At 40.8% G+C, this 16913-nt stretch carries 12 protein-coding genes and 4 tRNA genes; 3 read left to right on the top strand and 13 right to left on the bottom strand.

The features are described 5' to 3' along the window. Positions 1-40: 40 nt before the first annotated feature. The 4 genes from udk to VYJ22_RS10965 form a co-directional block, all read right to left on the bottom strand. Positions 41-670: a uridine kinase gene (gene udk / locus VYJ22_RS10980; protein WP_329904110.1), complete on the bottom strand. Its 630-nt coding sequence runs from the start codon at positions 668-670 to the stop codon at positions 41-43. 652 nt (positions 671-1322) lie between these two features. Then, positions 1323-2558: a C10 family peptidase gene (locus VYJ22_RS10975; RefSeq protein ID WP_329904109.1), complete on the bottom strand. Its 1236-nt coding sequence runs from the start codon at positions 2556-2558 to the stop codon at positions 1323-1325. Positions 2559-3028: 470 nt separating this feature from the next. Beyond that, positions 3029-3112: transfer RNA gene (locus VYJ22_RS10970), tRNA-Leu, on the bottom strand. 215 nt (positions 3113-3327) lie between these two features. Beyond that, positions 3328-4050, bottom strand: a complete 723-nt coding sequence (locus VYJ22_RS10965; protein ID WP_329904108.1) for a Crp/Fnr family transcriptional regulator — start codon at positions 4048-4050, stop codon at positions 3328-3330. A gap of 648 nt (positions 4051-4698) precedes the next feature. On the opposite strand from VYJ22_RS10965, the gene VYJ22_RS10960 reads away from it, so the two are divergent. Further along, positions 4699-4772, top strand: a tRNA-Asp gene (locus tag VYJ22_RS10960). Between the two features lie 252 nt (positions 4773-5024). On the opposite strand, the gene VYJ22_RS10955 is transcribed toward VYJ22_RS10960, so the two are convergent. The 9 genes from VYJ22_RS10955 to VYJ22_RS10915 all read right to left on the bottom strand — a co-directional run bounded on the left by VYJ22_RS10955 (position 5025) and on the right by VYJ22_RS10915 (position 13359). Continuing rightward, positions 5025-5933, bottom strand: coding sequence for an IS982 family transposase (locus tag VYJ22_RS10955; protein WP_159036305.1), 909 nt, complete (start codon positions 5931-5933; stop codon positions 5025-5027). A 323-nt stretch (positions 5934-6256) separates the two neighbouring features. Beyond that, the gene (locus VYJ22_RS10950) at positions 6257-7276 is read right to left on the bottom strand and encodes an NAD-dependent epimerase/dehydratase family protein (protein WP_329904106.1); all 1020 of its coding nucleotides are present in this window, start codon (positions 7274-7276) and stop codon (positions 6257-6259) included. Between the two features lie 16 nt (positions 7277-7292). After that, complete coding sequence (locus VYJ22_RS10945; protein WP_329904104.1) at positions 7293-8858, bottom strand: ArnT family glycosyltransferase; 1566 nt, start codon at positions 8856-8858, stop codon at positions 7293-7295. 28 nt (positions 8859-8886) lie between these two features. After that, positions 8887-9522, bottom strand: coding sequence for a lipid-A-disaccharide synthase N-terminal domain-containing protein (locus VYJ22_RS10940; RefSeq protein ID WP_329904102.1), 636 nt, complete (start codon positions 9520-9522; stop codon positions 8887-8889). Then, on the bottom strand, positions 9522-10256 hold the full coding sequence (locus tag VYJ22_RS10935; protein ID WP_329904100.1) for a glycosyltransferase: 735 nt from the start codon (positions 10254-10256) through the stop codon (positions 9522-9524). The genes VYJ22_RS10940 and VYJ22_RS10935 overlap by 1 nt, the downstream gene beginning before the upstream one ends. Positions 10257-10348: 92 nt before the next feature. Continuing rightward, a complete protein-coding gene (locus tag VYJ22_RS10930; RefSeq protein WP_329904099.1) occupies positions 10349-11485 on the bottom strand; it encodes a metallophosphoesterase in 1137 nt (378 codons plus the stop codon). Positions 11486-11502: 17 nt separating this feature from the next. Beyond that, entirely contained in the window at positions 11503-12909 is a 1407-nt protein-coding gene (locus VYJ22_RS10925; protein ID WP_329904098.1) for an MATE family efflux transporter, read from the bottom strand. A 265-nt stretch (positions 12910-13174) separates the two neighbouring features. Beyond that, positions 13175-13248 (bottom strand) — tRNA-Asn (locus VYJ22_RS10920). Between the two features lie 37 nt (positions 13249-13285). Further along, positions 13286-13359: transfer RNA gene (locus tag VYJ22_RS10915), tRNA-Asn, on the bottom strand. Between the two features lie 1795 nt (positions 13360-15154). Here VYJ22_RS10915 and rpsU point away from each other — a divergent pair. After that, entirely contained in the window at positions 15155-15346 is a 192-nt protein-coding gene (gene rpsU / locus VYJ22_RS10910) for a 30S ribosomal protein S21 (protein ID WP_329904097.1), read from the top strand. Positions 15347-15533: 187 nt separating this feature from the next. Beyond that, complete coding sequence (hpf, locus tag VYJ22_RS10905; RefSeq protein ID WP_329904096.1) at positions 15534-16742, top strand: ribosome hibernation-promoting factor, HPF/YfiA family; 1209 nt, start codon at positions 15534-15536, stop codon at positions 16740-16742. Positions 16743-16913 lie beyond the last annotated feature (171 nt).

Raw genomic sequence — 16913 nt, 5'->3', positions numbered from 1 at the left:
GATATTATATTTCTCTACTCACTAATCCGTATAAGTTCCGTTATTCGGAGCCTAATACAGAGCGTATGTTCTCAATGAGCAAAGTGAGCGCTACAGAATTAAAGCCACCTTCCGGGATGATAAGATTGGCATAACGCTTTGTAGGCTCTACAAAATCACGGTGCATAGGTTTCACTGTGCTGAAATATTGCTGTAATACAGAGCTCATATCACGCCCACGTTCTTGTACGTCTCTTACCAACCTGCGCCCCAAACGTACATCTGCATCAGTATCCACAAATATTTTTACATCCATAAGATCACGCAACTCCTTATTCTCTAGAATAAGTATGCCGTCTACAATAATCACTTTGGCAGGCTTTACTGTTACTTTCTGATCTGTGCGGTTGTGATCTGTAAAGGAGTATACAGGGCGTTCTACACATTTGCCTTCTTTGAGCTGTTTGATGTGATCTATCATCATATCAGTGTCAAAAGCATTGGGATGATCATAATTGAGCTTGGCCCGTTCTTCCAAAGGAAGTTCATGGTGAGCTTTGTAATAAAAGTCATGACACAATGTTATCACGTCTTCTTCAATAAAAGCATCCTGAAGCTTTTTTACCAGAGTTGATTTGCCCGAAGCCGATCCGCCGGCTACACCGATTATTTTGGGTGTCTGATTATTCATAAAAGGGTTATTAGCCTGTTATATATTATTTATTTTTTCGAGATCTTTATGCTCTTCATCACAATTCTAATCATACTGCATTATACTCACAATATGGCTACTGGTGAATGTAATATGTGGTGTAAAGTTAGGAAAAAACTTGTATTTGCTTTATTGAGACCGTTGCATAGCAGGGAAATTGCTTCGTTGCTTGCGAGATTCGCGCTTGGTCATTTACCTGAAGTAAACTGCCTGTGCACTCACTCTTAGCGCCTTGCACTTTACCTTCTCTGCCCGGTCAAAGTGTCTTTTGTCGGCTTTGCCTCCAAAATCCACAAGACTGTTGATTTTTGCAACAGTCTCTTATTAAGAGTATTGTCTAAGTTTACTTTGAGAATAAGTAAATTTAAGACACTACTTTAATACTAATATATATGAGCTAATTATAGGTTGCATATATGTCCACATATGACTAGTGTCATAAAGTATATTATTGGCTTTCTGTGGTGTTTAATAAAAGAACATTCCTTCTAGTGAGCTATGGTCACAATAGAAGGAATGCCTATGGAACTGTAGAAATGCGAATTTACACCGTTATTCATCTCTTTGCTCTCTGCATAAGAGATTTTTCAGATAGGTGACAACGCTTATTTGAGTTTTATAAATAAAGTGATTATGACGGATCTAGGTCATAGAAGATTTTTCTATCCTGCTTAAAGTATGGTATCCTGTCATGTGAGAACCACTGATTTGACTCTCCGTTTAATCCCCAATTAATAAAAATCATATCTACATACTCATACCATCTATGTATGATACGTGCTGTGTGGCGACTTCTTGAGAAAAACTCGGCTTTTCCTTCATAATATCCATCGGCTATCCACACATGAGTTCCTCTCTCATCTCTTCCGGCGAGGAGTACGGGATGTTTTTTCTTCACATTTTTATGATACAAATGCAAGTCATATTCACCTAATTTGGCGTCCTTATAGCCCAAGCTAATTAGACAAGCAAGTATGTCCTCATAGGAGGCTTTACTGTAATTTTCTTTATTCCATTTGAAGTTAGGTATTTGATCAGCAATATCCCTCAGCATCTTTGATACTGAATTTGTCCACATGGTGGTTACATCTTTGAACATTTCGTGATAGGGGTATTTTTTAGGGAACCTATTGCTAATACATAAGAGACCGATATTGACTGCCGGTCCTAAAAGGGCATCCTTTACTTTGGCATCAGCATTATAGCCTTCTCCGGGGCCCCATACGTAATCCTTTACCATGTAATAAGGTGTTATTTCTTCAAGCCCGTATGAGCCTTTGTGCCGGGCCCTTATTCCCGGAGCAGAAATGTCTGTTTCTTCGATACGCCTTATGCCTATCTCTATGTCTTCATTGGCATTCTTTCCCATGGCATCCCAAAGCTCATATTTGGGGTTCGATTTGTCGACTCCTGAGTTGAGTTCTTCTGCAATGGTTTTTCCCAATTTTAAGAATTGCTGATTGACACCTGTTTCTTTTTCTAATCCACTAACACTTAAGTGACCTTTGGGATTGAAAGCAATCATAGAGCTAGATGCTTCTTTGTCGGCGGAAAGAATCATATATCCATTATTATTGCCAAAATTGATAAAATACATTGTGGTTATCCCGTTGGTAATATAAGGCTCTACACTGCTTATCTTGAAGCGAGTTGCATCTGCATCGTCACCCATGATGGCTTTGGATTCGCCCATCATCTGTACCAGTTTTTCTGCCATACTTTTGGCCTGGTCGATGTCGACTATACGATAGTTAGTTTCGGTAATGGCTTTGTTTGCCGTACTTTTGATAACATTGTCTTCCTTGTTACAAGAACATAAAGCAATTGCTACTCCCATAAATGCACAAAGGATGTTAAATTTTTTCATGTCTCAAAAAAATTAAATGTTGATAAAAATTAGTATAAGACGCATTTACATACCATAGCTGAGTAAATGTCTCTTAGAAATATATTAGTTCGCTTATATCTGGATTTGTCTCTTTATGATGTAAAATGATATTGTTAGCCAATAGATTTTTTGATGTATAGAAAAGATACTTCGAGAGTGGAGAAGAATAGTTATGCTTTGATAATTTTTTATCTTGAGTATACTAAATATGGCATTAGCCTTAGCAAAACTCCCCAACAATATATACAGCGTTCAATTAGGGAGGAGGGGACAGGTCTTAAGAGAACATCTTTTACAAATATAGAATAAAAACATTCATCTACAACTATTTCAGTTATATATTAACATAAAATAAACAAAATTCAGGTAGACTTAATATTTTATGGCTTATATAAATCATCCTATATACAAAAAGCACCAATCAATTTGAATTGATTGGTGCTTTGAAGTACCCGGAGCCGGGGTCGAACCGGCACGAATTTGCATTCATTGGTGTTTGAGACCAACGCGTCTACCGATTCCGCCATCCGGGCCTCTTGGAATCGCTTGCAAAGATATATAAAATCTTTTTATGTACAACCACTCTGAGTAATTTTTTCCTATCGTATCCTTGTTTGTGAGGTAAGTTTAGGGAATTCATTTTCCCGGATACTATTGCATTTTCTCTATAGTCTTTGGGATTACGAGGTATCTAAATACTAAACATGCTATTAAATTGTTGATTTATGCAGTCGGTTGTTACGTGGTTTCAGCCTATACGGCTTATTCTTTGTAGCCCTGCAGGATCAATAATCTTTATTTTCCTTCCGTCCAAAGCAATTATTTTCTCTGAAGCAAAGAGTGATAAGGTCCTGATGGCATTGCTGGTAGTCATATTGCTGAGAGCTGCCAGATCTTCTCTGCTTAAATATATGTCAAGTGTCGCTCCATCATTTTCAAAACCGTAGTTTTCCATAAGGAAAAGCAAGACCTCTGCTAGGCGACCGCGTACATGTTTTTGCGTCAGGCTTACGGCTCGCTCTTCTGCTACACCTAGTTCTTCTGCGACTCTTTTCAAGAAAAAGCGGCAAATCTCTACATTCTCAGATATTAGCTTTTCTAATATTTTTGTTGGTAATGAGTATACTTCCGAGTATTCAAAAGCTTCTGCGGAGGTTTTTGCTTTTTGTCCGGCAAAGTAAGGCCTAATCCCGAAAAATTCACCGGACTTTACCATCCGTGTGATGTAAGTTCTTCCGGCAAAACCCTTCCGAAACATCTTAATTTTGCCTTTATTGAGGCAGTATAAAGTTGTAATCTTCGAATCTTCTTCAAAGATTTTTTCCCCCTTGTTATAAGTCTTTTTTCTGAAGTGCTCTGTTATCAAAGAAATTTCTTCGTCTGACAGTGCTACATCCAATCTCTTAAGGAATGCCTCTATAGCTGTATGCTCATCAGCATTTTTGTTATGGTTATGATGGTGATTTGTCATCCAAATAATTATTCCATAGGACTTGTAATAAAACTAAATCATGCAAACATGCTGTAAAACATATTCATTACGCAAAAATAACTTATTTATTGAATTATCGGTTATAAATAAGACTTTTTCATCCAATTTTATTTCCTTTTTCGTTGCTCTACGTACTTTCTATCCATTTTCAATACTCTCAACCTCATTGTATTTTTCATGAAATTTCTTTGTTATACCCTGTGGAAAGAGATTTATAGAGACTGTTGCAAAAGTCAACAGTCTCGTGGATTTTGGAGGCGAAGCCGACAAAAGACACTTTGACCGGGCAGAGAAGGTAAAGTGCAAGGCGCTAAGAGTGAGTGCACAGGGAGTTTACTTCAGGTAAATGACCAAGCGCGAATCTCGCAAGCAACGAAGCAATTTGCCTGCTATGCAACGGTCTCTTATAAACTACGCATGATCAAACATCGTAGTTTTTGGGAGAGCTATTTGCTTTAGATTTATGTAAAAAATAAAAAATGTGATGTTTTTTAATGATTTGATTTTTAGAGTTTTGTTTTTGTGTCAGGTTTATGCCTGGTAATAAACTTCTCTCTAGCCCTTGTGTGATCCATTTATTTATTATACCTTTGCATCGCAAAAGAAGGATAAATCCTTCCTCCAATCGGTGTGGTAGTTCAGCTGGTTAGAATACCTGCCTGTCACGCAGGGGGTCGCGGGTTCGAGTCCCGTCCATACCGCAAATCAAGGGTGTAGATCAAGTAATACAAGATCTACACCCTTTTTTACACCCGGAAAACAAGGCTCCTTATTAGAGACCGTTGAAAAAGTCGGATCGAGAGACAGAGACAGAAGACGAGCAGTTTTCCGCCCGATTTTATGTCTCTGTCTCTCGATCCGACTTTTTCAACGGTCTCAAGTTTTGAATTTTTGATTCTTTCTATCGTAAAGCAATCTGAGCTTAATATCTTCACTGTTAACGTGAGTTCGGTCTAAGCGTGGTGTACTAAGAGGGTTGATGGATTGTGTATGATTTCTAGGTTTAATTCCGGCTTTTTGGGTAGCAGATTGTAGGCAATTATGCCGGCAATCAAATTAATGGCGAAATTATTGACGCTTCTATGTCGTGTATGCTCTATTTGACAAACGTTTTTGAGTAGGTCATTAACGGTTTCCACAAGGGCTCTTTTTCTGAGTAATATCCTATCATACAGGCTCATCAGTGTGTTTTTCATGTTTTTCTTTATCTTCGTAATCATGTGTATGTCGTCAATGAAGAGCTTATCGAAAAGACTTTGTGAGATGTATCCTCTGTCGCCAACAAGTTTGCCGAAAAGTTTCTTCGTGAAGGTTCCGCCTTTAAGTGGAGCACGGTCATCCGTATTCCCCGGTGTGATTTGATATTGAATGATTTCACCCCGGTCGTTAATCACAATATGCAGTTTGAAACCATAGAACCATCCCATACTGCATTTGCCCTTTTGGGCCCATCCTTTCATGGTCTTATGCCCGTGTGCCCGCTTGATATGGCAGGTGCGTAAAGGTGTGGAATCAATGAATGAGATACCGGTGCATTCGCCCAAACAACACATATTGAGAAATGAAATTAGTTTGAATGCCACCTTGCTTTGTAATTCCACAAAACGATTGTAAGAGACCAACGAAGGAAAATCCGAATGACATTGTTGCGTAATATATTGAAGATAAAAGGACTTAAAATCGCGATACCTCGAATGATGGAAAAGAATCAGAATAGTCATGATTTCAGCATCGGACATCCTAAACTTGCGATTTCTTCGCTTTTTGTTTCCTTCGCAAAGGGTTCTTTGCTGAATCAAGGTATCGAAAAGTTTGGAAAAATCATCGGTAAGACAGAAAATTTCAACTATATTTGTTTTCATAAAGTGGTGTTTTGTTTGTTTATATCTTATTGATTATCAACTACTAAGATGCAAATAATTCACCACTTTTGCAATGAAATACATAAGAAATTACACTGATTTACAACACTTTCTAAACTCTATTATTCCTATTATCCCTTATATCGAACTCACGTACTGTTAATAATAATCGATACACTCTGAGTGTGCAGTGAGTGAAAGAAGGTATAAAGAATTATAGAAGTAATAATGAGACGGAATGATCTTAAAAGGCATTCTCAATAGTCGTGCTTTCTTGGTATGGAAAAGATGCAGCGTATGAAATAGTGTGATGATTATGTTGCTTATTTTGCGCAATAATAGGATATATACCAGTTGTAAAACTCGTGTATGCCTTGTGATATGGAGGTGGATGGATGGTAATTGAAATCGTGTTGCAGTCGACTTGTATCGGCATAGGTGCAAGTAACATCTCCAGGCTGCATGCCCAGCATTAATTTGTGAGCTTCCTTTCCCGCTGTTTGTTCTATGACTTTGATAAACTCCATGAGATCTACGGGCTCCGAGTTGCCTATGTTGTACAAATAATGAGGTACAGGTAGGGTAGGAGATTTGAATACAACTTTCATGATGCCGCCAATAATATCCGTAATGTACGTGAAGTCTCGCCTCATGTTGCCATGATTGAATATCTTTAACTCCTTACCGTTTATCACAGCGTCCATAAATAATGACGGAGACATATCCGGCCGCCCCCATGGACCGTACACGGTAAAAAAGCGAAGTCCTGTAGCAGGGATATGATAGAGCTTGCTGTATGTATAAGCCATCAGTTCATTAGACTTCTTCGTTGCAGCATATAGACTCACAGGCTGGTCAGTCATATCTGTTTCAGCAAAAGGTATTTTGCTGTTCATGCCGTATACGCTACTGGAACTTGCATATACAAGATGACTTACGGGAAAATGTCTGCAACACTCGAGCAAATTGATAAATCCTACAATATTGGATTCTATATAAGCGTAAGGGTTTTCAATAGAGTATCGTACACCGGCCTGAGCCGCCAGATTGATAACGATGTCGAATCTATACTCTCGAAACAGATCTTCCAGTGAGGTGCGATGAGTGAGGTCTGTTTTGATAAAAGAATATTCAGGATAAATAGTCGATTCCACAAGGCTAAGATCTGTGATGTAATCCTTATTTATACCATTCACAGCGAGTCTGGCATATTTTAGATTTACATCATAGTAGTCGTTTAGGTTATCAATACCTATTACACGATGTCCTTGCTCACAAAGAGCTTGTACAGTGTAATGTCCGATAAACCCAGCAGCACCGGTTACCAAAATATTTCTTTTCATCCTTCTTTATCTTTCTTTATAATGCAAAGGCTGTAAATGCGCCTCTTGTTTGCTTCTCAGTGCATGACGAGAGGTGCGTAGCCAGTTCATCATCTTCTTTGAGCTTTTTATTGGGTATCATAACTACAGCACCGGATGCTTTGCCTTGCAGCAGATCTCCTCTTGAGTAGAAGACAATCGGTTGTCCCAAATAAGCATCCATATTCTCGGCTCGTTTCATTTCGTAGACACCGAAGGTGTCCAGTTGATATTTTGTTGAAAGCTCTTGAGCGGTAGAGCAAATACCGCCGTAACTTTCATTCTGGTTTACTTCTAAAATCAGTCCGCTACCCGCAAAGATAGAAATAAACAGCCCTATGGAGAATACAATAATGCTTCTATATATATCCTTGCGGTATAAGCTTATCAGACTGCATACTCCGGTAATGCTGAAAAGCAAGGACGCGATAATCAAGAAAGCATTATCCGAGTACGGTATCGAACTCACGGTACGAGCTATGAATAATCCTGGTAATGCTATCGCAAATAGGGCATAAGGTATCGCCACAGCTACCTTTGTCCATCGGGATTGATCTTTCCAAGGTAGTATCATCATAGTGTAATATGCCATGAATGGTACCAGAGGTAGCAGATATACTGCCAATTTGGAGCTGATGAGTGATAGCATCACAAAGCCTGCGCCTGCTACACAGAGCATCAGTTTGGTAGTGTCGGTATGTCGGTTGTATTGGGCGGTAAAGGGTAATATTACTTGCAGTAAGCACCACGGAGCCGTGATATACCAGATGCAGGTAAGATAGTAATAAAATGCTCGTTTGTGATGGAAAGCGTTTACTCCCCGACCTGCTGTTTGTTTGAAGAGCAGATTGTTCAAATAGTCATCCCCGCCTTCCAGATAAACCATACCGAACCATAGACCACACAGCAATAGCAGGATGCCCCATGTGGTTCCTCCCCAATATCTCTTCCATTCCCTCATCTTCTTTTCAGTGATGAGAAATACCACTGAGCCCGCAAGGGGGATGAGAATACCTATTGGCCCTTTGGAAAATACTGCCAAAAAGATGTAAACGGGAAATAAATATCTGTCAGCAGGCCTCGCACATCCTTTGTATAGCTTATAAAAGGTATAGAGTGATAGTACTATGAACATGGTCATGAGCATATCCATACGTGCGAATATCAGCAACCCTATAAATAACCCGGTTGTGAGCAGCATATATTGTGATGCCTTACGTCCCATGCGGTGCTGTATGTCTTTTGTCCATTTGTCCATGATGCCCAGAGTCACTATGCCCGGGACAAATGAGAGCAAGGATATATACCACATCTTGTGCTCTCCCAGCAAAAGCTTACCACAAATCATCAGCCAAAAGTAAAGAGGCGGTTTATCCGCATAGTATTCACCATGGTTTGTAAAGACAAATAGATGTCCCTCTCGTATCGCTTCATCTGCTATGCTGAGATAGCGCAGTTCGTTGCTTACGGAGAAATCCCTCAGGATAAACAGTGGCAGTAAGCTTATCAAGGCGATGAGCGAGGGGAATAATATGCTGTCGGAGTATTTCTTAGAGATGTCCATAGGAAGGGATGAAGGTTTTATAAGAGAGCTATACAGTAGCTTTCCGTTCGTTGCGGAGTAACATCAGATTACGGATATAAGCGATAAAGCCTACCGACTGTCCCAGCATGAGCACAGGGTCGAGGCGTATCACAGCGTAACTAATAATAGTGCCCGAACCTATCAGACTCAATATCCAAAATCCGCGAGGGAGTATCGATTGTTTTCTGCGTGATGAGTATATCCACTGATAAATAAACCTGAGCGTGAAGATGGCTTGTCCCATGGAGCCGTATATGACTAACCAAAGCGGCACTTTTTCGTTGCGCAGGAAAGAGTTTAGGAAAGTTTGAGCATCATTTATGAGCATGCTCAGCGCTACCACGGGGGTAATCATCAGGATAAGCCGAAAAATAAAAGGTATCTTCTTCCACTTACCTTCCACATCCAGATTCCAGAGGTAGATATAGTAGGATATAAGCTGTCCGAATATGATGGCAAAGTCATTGCGCAACCAGCCGTAAATAAACAATAGGTACGACCCCGCAATGCTCAGTATCCAATATATGGAAGGTGTGACTACTTTTTTTGCTTTCTCCGAGAGAGCCCACTGAAATAGTATTCTTGCCGAGAAGAATCCTTGCGCCAAAAATCCTATGGCAAATATCCACATATCCGACTTCACTACTTTGTAATATTATCGTTTTGGACCTGATAGTTGATGTACCTTTTTTTCATCCATCTATAGGCAAAACAATCAAGAAAAGGTCCCTTGAGCCTATTCCATAAATGATATTTCGATTCGCCTGCCATGCGAGGATAATGCCTTACGGGTATTTGCTTCACTTTACCTTGTTGTAGTAGTATGAGAGCCGGCAGGAAACGATGCATCCCTGTAAAGAATGGTATCCTCTTGGCATAATCTGTGTGCATTATTTTGAGTGGACAGCCGGTGTCTTCCACACCGTCGTGCGTCATCATGCGTCTAAATCCGTTGGCTATTTTTGATTGTAGCTTTTTGAATCCTGAGTCTTTCCTGTTTGCTCTAATACCCATACATAGCTCATACTCGCTTGTATGAGGTAATAAGAGATTGAAGTCATCAGGGTCTGTTTGCAGATCAGCGTCCATATAACCTACCAGAGGCGACTCTGTATAGTCTATGCCTGCCTTGAGAGCTGCACTTAATCCGCAGTTTTTCGCAAAGGAAAGGTAGTAGAAGTCCTTGTTGCGCCCACATATTTCAGTCAATTTATCTTGGCTGGAATCTTTGGATCCATCATTCACAAATAATACACAGGTGGGTGTCAGCGCTTTTGACAAAAAATCGTTGAGCCGTGTTTCCAAATTATAGATGTTGTCCTCTTCGTCGTATATCGGTATTACAACGGTAAGCTTGTAGTCTGATGTCTTATTCATTCCGTCTCTGAAAAACTGATTGTTTCTGTTTGCTGAGCAAGGTGCATTAAACGCCTGCTAATCGGATGCAAATGTAATATTTTAACCGCACTTTACAGTATAAGGTCAATGATAACAATCTCCGAGCGTGACCCGATGCGATATGCGGGGAATGCTGCTCCTGCTCCGCTACTGATATAATTGGTGTGCAAGCCATCCTGCTGTAACCCGAATGGATCCTCAAATACCAGCTTTACCATCCAAGTCATGGGCCATAACTGTCCGGCATGTGTGTGTCCGCCCAGAGCTATGTCCACACCATTGGCTTTGAGTTCTTCCATCGTATTGGGCTGATGATCCAGTAGTATCACGGGTAGTGCCCTGTCCGCTTTGCGGGTTACTTCTTGCATAGTCATGCGGTGCTTGTTGGTTTTGTCGTCACGTCCCACAAGGCATATCAGGCTGTCACCGGGGTATGCTATCTCATCTATCAGCAGTTTACCTCCGGTGAGTCCTACCCAGGCTTTCTTTTTGGCCATGTCAGCTCTGTACTCATGGTTGCCCAGCACGTAGTACTTACCCAGCGGAGCATGCAGGTCATGCGTAAATGCCCTCATCATATCCGGCTTGTAGGCATAGTTACTTGTAAAATCTATATAGTCACCGCCTATCAGTATAAGATCCGGCTTGAAAGCCATAGTCTTTTGGATTACATTTTTCATGATAGGGTAAGTGATGCTTTCGCTGATGTGTGTATCTGTGAGCAATGCTATACGCAGTTTGCCGCGTTTGCCCTGCGGATCCGACTTGGCCGTCTTGAGCTCCATATGTCTGATGCGGGGGTGCCTTACGTTGTAATCGCCCTGAACAACTACAAATACCACTACCGCCGTTACAAGAGCAAAGAGCCCCAAACGCACATTTTGTGCTTGTCTCTCACTCAAGCGGGCATATCTGCCATGATGCTTTTTGTCCAGTCGCCCCAGTATGTCTATCACTATGACCAACGGACCACCGTAGATCACAGCCATAAGATATACTCCGCTTATTTGCATGATTCCGGACATCACCTCATCAGGCAAGAAGCTGTTGCACGTGTATCCTACAATATATAATAATACCTCTGCTCCCAGCAGAGTATAAAGCGCCATTCTCCATGGCCCTTTGCTTGGCAATGCTTTTCCTCCCACATAAGCGAGGTAGGGGGTGAAAAGCAACTGTACAAGTAATGATTCTACGAAAACGCGCATAGCGTAAGTTGGTTTTTTTAGATGCCTTCCTTCATCAACTCTTCTTCCCTAAGATCAGAAGCATCAGGAAAACTGTTTAAATATTTCAGTTGAGCCGTAATCATGACTATAGCCATCACACCGGATAGTACATCGGATATGGGCATAGATAGCCAAACTCCCTCAAGCTGCCACATCTTGGGCAGTATGAGGATCAGAGGGATCAGGAATATAACCTGTCTCGAGAGGCTAAGCACCATAGCTTTGCCTGCGTAACCCGTGCTTTGGAAAAACTGTGTAGATGTAATTTGGAATCCCACGCAGAAGAAGCCCCAGAGACATAGACGCATGGCATTTCCCGAAACTTCAGTCATCATCACGCTGGTGGTAAACATATTAGAAAGGAAGTAGGGGATAAGAAGCGCTAATATCATACCCAGTGTGGATACGCTTACATTCACAATAGCACATATTTTAAACGCTTTGATAACTCTTTTTATTTGCATGGCTCCGTAATTATAACCCACTACCGGTTGCATACCCTGAGCTACTCCCAGTATGATCATGACTATGAGCGTGACATAACTATTGACTATGCCGTATGCGCCTATGGCTCTGTCTGCCATGACTTCCGAGCCGGCATACGCTACAAAGGAGCGATTGATAATAATATTTACTGCGCTACCCAGAAGTTGTATAGAAAAGGGTGCTACACCTATAGAGATAATAGCACAGATTTGCTCCCATGAGAGCCTTAGGTTGGAGCGACGGAAGCGTATGATGCTGGACTTGCTGAAGAAGTGTGACATCACATACACCGCGGAGATAAACATGGATATTACCGTGGCTATGGCTGCCCCATCAATACCCCACTTGAATACAAAGATAAAGAGGGCATCCAGCAAGGTATTGGTCACTGCACCTATAAGCATCGTGATCATAGCTTTGCGTGGGTATCCCGATGCTCTCATGATGGCATTGTACCCGAAGCTGAGCGATGCAAATATATTGGCGGGGATGATATACTTGAGGTAGTCGTAGGCATAGGGCAAGGTGCGCTCGCTGGCTCCGAATAGTCTGAGCAGAGGCTCCATGAATACAAGGCATGGGATGATAGTGAGTACTTGTGTGATTATCGTAAGCACGATAGCATTGCCCAGTATCCTCTCTGCTCCGTCACGGTCATGTTGGCCCAGTAGGATAGATACTCTGGCGGAAGCTCCCGCACCTATAAGCATCCCGAAGGCCTGTAGGAAAATCAGGATAGGAAACGTGAGAGCCAATCCCGAGATAGCAAACTCTCCCACTCCTTGTCCTATGAATATCCTGTCTACTATATTATATAGAGCATTAACCATAGTGCCCACTACTGCCGGTATAGTGTAATGCATGAGCAGCTTGGGTATGTTTTCGTGCTCTAATTGATAGGCCTGTTTAGAGTCCATGGTTAAAATATTCCTTTAAATTTAGAAGCTGTTTTTGAACTTTTTTATGTCATGTTCTCAGTCTCTTTATGATGGCTTAGAAACTCTTTTTGCCCTGTATAGCAGGCTATACGGATCAGATGAAGTATCAAAGATGCGAAAAAGGACAAACCCTGACATAAAAGATATAAACAAATGCATCATTCTTAAAAATTCAAAACAAATTCTTTGTTCAAATAAAAAAAGGGTCATCTTTTTGTTCATAAAAGATCGACCCTTAAAAACGCTCTTCCTCTTGGACTTGAACCAAGGACCCTCTGATTAACAGTCAGATGCTCTAACCAACTGAGCTAAGGAAGAATTATTTTAAAATAGAAAAAGCGTGCTTACAAAAGAGCTCTTCCTCTTGGACTTGAACCAAGGACCCTCTGATTAACAGTCAGATGCTCTAACCAACTGAGCTAAGGAAGAGTTTGTTTTGTTTTGCGATGCAAAGGTAGTTGTTTTTTATAAATCTCCAAATATCTTTACACCTTTTTTGTCTGATCTCTTAAGTTTTTTTCTGTGTCTGCGGCATCATGTACTCTCTGCTTTTACACTGGGTGCTGTACGTATAGTGATATTTTTGCTTATTTATCAGCTCATTATCTTATCATTTTGCCATACAAACCATACTTCTCGCTCCTGAGGAGAAAGAAGACAGCTTTATGAATGAGTAAATGTAACGGGTTGAAAAGAATATTTGATTCAACAAATATCAACCATCAGGACTAGCTCTCGTAAAAACTGAGTATTGTACATTGCTCTATTAACAATACTACCCCTTGATTTTGTTCTCTGTCATAGTTATTTTTTCAGAAAATATTTCTTTTTTGAGTGAGATGTCGATAGTGATAGAGGCTTTATTGCTACACAACGGAGGGCAGGATTCGTGTTTTGACAAAATGATAGTATTGAGGCAAAATACAAGGGCTGAGGTCTTAAGGTTAGAGGACTGTTTTTGTGTTATCTAAGTAATTTTATAAAGTTGGCAAATGGGCCTTTTTATTATGTTTCGTAGTTATAAAAATGAGCTTATTTGTACATAGTCTAAATAAGGACGCTCTTTTTCAGGGACTGAAAGCCGGAAAATAATAGGCTAAATAAATCGGTAGTCTGTATCCCGTGCGATAAATGAATATCTTAAGAAAGTATACCGTTTATATGTCATTTTTTTACAGACGTGTCCAAACAGGTGGCTTTTAGAGATGAATGAAAGATTCTATTAGGATAGGTGTATAGACCTTGTAGATAGGTCGAGTGTCCGTGTATGATAGGTCGGCTGACTTTATAGGATAGGTCGAACGTCCGTCTATGATGAGTCTGTCGTTTTTATATGATGATTTTGGGTTGCTTTGCAGGATGAGACCGTTGCATAGCAGGCCAATTGCTTCGTTGCTTGCGAGATTCGCGCTTGGTCATTTACCTGAAGTAAACTCCGTGTGCACTCACTCTTAGCGCCTTGCACTTTACCCTCTCTGCCCGGTCAAAGAGTCTTTTGTCGGCTTTGCCTCCAAAATCCACGAGACTGTTGATTTTTGCAACAGTCTCGGATGGCTCAGTCTGCTATTATTATAGGGCAAGGCATATCGCTATCATTGGAGTAGCCTTTATGTGAATGAGGGTAGTGTTTTTTGGTAAAGCCATGTAAAGAGAGAAGTATGCTGAGGATCAGTGATGTATCCTGCGCTCGTGAGTATATGGCGTGAGTAAAATATACCAAACCATGAGCTTCCTAATGCATGTGGTATATTCGCTGGGGGAATAATCTGATGCAATTGTTTGTAGTGTATTATCTGTGATAGTGCTCATATTCCGTAGTCGTATTGTAAATAAGTTTTTGATTTAGTATATATAGTGTGTATAGGTAATTCATCCAAGAGCAAAGATACAACACTACGAAGCCTTTGTCAAGCCCCCTGGAATTTTGGTTCATAATCTCGGGACCATGTTTGTGAAGCATCGGGGAGATCTTACTTTTTGCATATCATAGCCTCGTATTGGGTGCAAACTGAAAGCTAAAGGCGGATTCATACCCCATTCGCTGGTATTGAGCCTCATTTATGAAGTGTTCAAATGTGCCGAGAAAACAGGAATTGTATCGGATTCTGAATATTTTATGATAATAAGTTTTGGTGTTTCAATAAACTCTTTCTAACTTTGCGAACCAAAATATAGGTAATAAAGGAAATAATAACATAAAAAATAGAAATCAAGAAAAATCATTATGATCGTAGTTCCATTGAAAGAGGGCGAAAACATTGAAAGAGCTCTGAAGAGATTTAAAAGAAAGTTTGAGAAAACAGGTGCTGTACGTGAGCTGAGAGCTCGTCAAGCTTTCACTAAACCTTCTGTGGCCAAGCGTAAGAAAATGGAAAAAGCCGTTTACGTAAAGCAACTGCAACAACAGGAAGATTAATTCAAGGTGTAACTTTTGCCCCTTGCAGTGTGACGTTAGTGCTCTTGATGAGGCATTATTTCTGTTCATGCTTATAAGCCTTATTGATAAGACATCTCTATTGCGGAGGTGTCTTTTTTTGTGTGACACTCCTGATTCTGAGGGCTTATTACTACTTTTAAACGGTTAATATCAGTAAAGTATATTTATGTTGCACTCTTCTATAATCGAATTTTGCAGTTACCTCTCGGCAGAGCGGAACTACTCGCCTGTCACCGTCAAAGCTTATAAAGATGATTTGGGACGCTATTGCGTCTTTGTGGCTAACTATCTGTCCGAGCCTTTTGCGCCGGGGAGTGGCGATGCCGATCTTGCCCGTGCATGGCTCTCGCATATGATCAAAGAGGGCCAGAGCCCCGCATCTGTGGGGCGACGCTTGAGTTCACTCAAGAGCTATTATAAGTATTTGGTAAAGTCTGGTGTGCTGGAGGGGAGCCCTGTGGCTTTGCTCAAAGGCCCCAAGAGAGAGCGTCCTTTGCCGGTATATGTGCCTCAGAAAGAGGTGGAGGCATTGTTGGATACGGGAGATGAGGAGCCGACAGACTTTATAGGAGTGAGAGATCGTCTGATCATAGAATTGATATATGAGACCGGAATGAGACGCTCTGAGGTGAGCAGTCTTATGGATACTGATATAGACATGGGCAAGAGGGTAATCAGGGTTCATGGCAAGGGCAATAAAGAGAGGCTTATTCCGTTTGGGCAACGTTTGTATACAATGATTAACAATTGGATGCAAATTAAGGCCGAAAAAGTTGTTTTTTCTAAATCCTTTTTTCTATCTTTGAAAGGAGAGCCAATGAAAACAGGTCAGGTATATCAGGTGGTGCACCGTATGCTTGCTTCCGTGCCCAATCTCTCGCGACGCGGCCCTCACGCCCTGAGGCATTCATTTGCAACAGACCTACTCAATCAAGGCGCTGATCTAATGGCTGTGAAAGAGTTGTTGGGACATTCGAGCATATCTACCACGGTGCAATATACTCATACTTCATTCAGGCAGCTCAGAGAAATGTATAACGCTCATCCAAGAGCACAAAACTTTATAAAAGCTATGGACGTTAGAATTCAATCGTTGCATTTCGATGCAAGCGACCAACTGAAAGAGTTTATTGAGAAGAAATTGAATAAATTAACTCATTTTGTAGATGGTATTCAGGCTGCTGAAGTAATCCTCAAGGTGGTAAAGCCGGAGGCAGCACAAAATAAAGATGCGTCTATAAAACTTATTGTTGACGGATACGACCTATTTGCTCAAAAGATAAGTGATACCTTTGAGGAATCCATAGATCTGTCCATCGATGCCTTGAAAAAACAGCTTGTAAAGAGAAAAGAGACATTGAACGGCAAAAAGTAAAACAAAATAGCAATCATACATAAATAAAAAATAAAGGTATGCCGGAGCATTTTTCGGCATACCTTTTTTGTGTGTATGATAGGTTATTGCTGGTAATATAAGACGAGGACAAGTCCGGATAATGAGGTTTGATTTGAAGGCTAATAATGTGCTCGGCATCATGTGTCCTGT

Source organism: Porphyromonas pogonae (assembly GCF_036320655.1).
GTDB lineage: Bacteria > Bacteroidota > Bacteroidia > Bacteroidales > Porphyromonadaceae > Porphyromonas > Porphyromonas pogonae.
This window is presented reverse-complemented; position numbering and strand designations above follow the sequence as displayed.

Coding starts and splice junctions, on each gene's coding strand:
- VYJ22_RS10935 (WP_329904100.1), bottom strand. CDS start 10,256: ATGAATAAGACATCAGACTACAAGCTTACCGTTGTAATACCGATATAC.
- VYJ22_RS10950 (WP_329904106.1), bottom strand. CDS start 7,276: ATGAAAAGAAATATTTTGGTAACCGGTGCTGCTGGGTTTATCGGACAT.
- rpsU (WP_329904097.1), top strand. CDS start 15,155: ATGATCGTAGTTCCATTGAAAGAGGGCGAAAACATTGAAAGAGCTCTG.
- VYJ22_RS10930 (WP_329904099.1), bottom strand. CDS start 11,485: ATGCGCGTTTTCGTAGAATCATTACTTGTACAGTTGCTTTTCACCCCC.
- VYJ22_RS10945 (WP_329904104.1), bottom strand. CDS start 8,858: ATGGACATCTCTAAGAAATACTCCGACAGCATATTATTCCCCTCGCTC.
- VYJ22_RS10975 (WP_329904109.1), bottom strand. CDS start 2,558: ATGAAAAAATTTAACATCCTTTGTGCATTTATGGGAGTAGCAATTGCT.
- udk (WP_329904110.1), bottom strand. CDS start 670: ATGAATAATCAGACACCCAAAATAATCGGTGTAGCCGGCGGATCGGCT.
- VYJ22_RS10955 (WP_159036305.1), bottom strand. CDS start 5,933: ATGAAAACAAATATAGTTGAAATTTTCTGTCTTACCGATGATTTTTCC.
- hpf (WP_329904096.1), top strand. CDS start 15,534: ATGTTGCACTCTTCTATAATCGAATTTTGCAGTTACCTCTCGGCAGAG.
- VYJ22_RS10925 (WP_329904098.1), bottom strand. CDS start 12,909: ATGGACTCTAAACAGGCCTATCAATTAGAGCACGAAAACATACCCAAG.
- VYJ22_RS10965 (WP_329904108.1), bottom strand. CDS start 4,050: ATGACAAATCACCATCATAACCATAACAAAAATGCTGATGAGCATACA.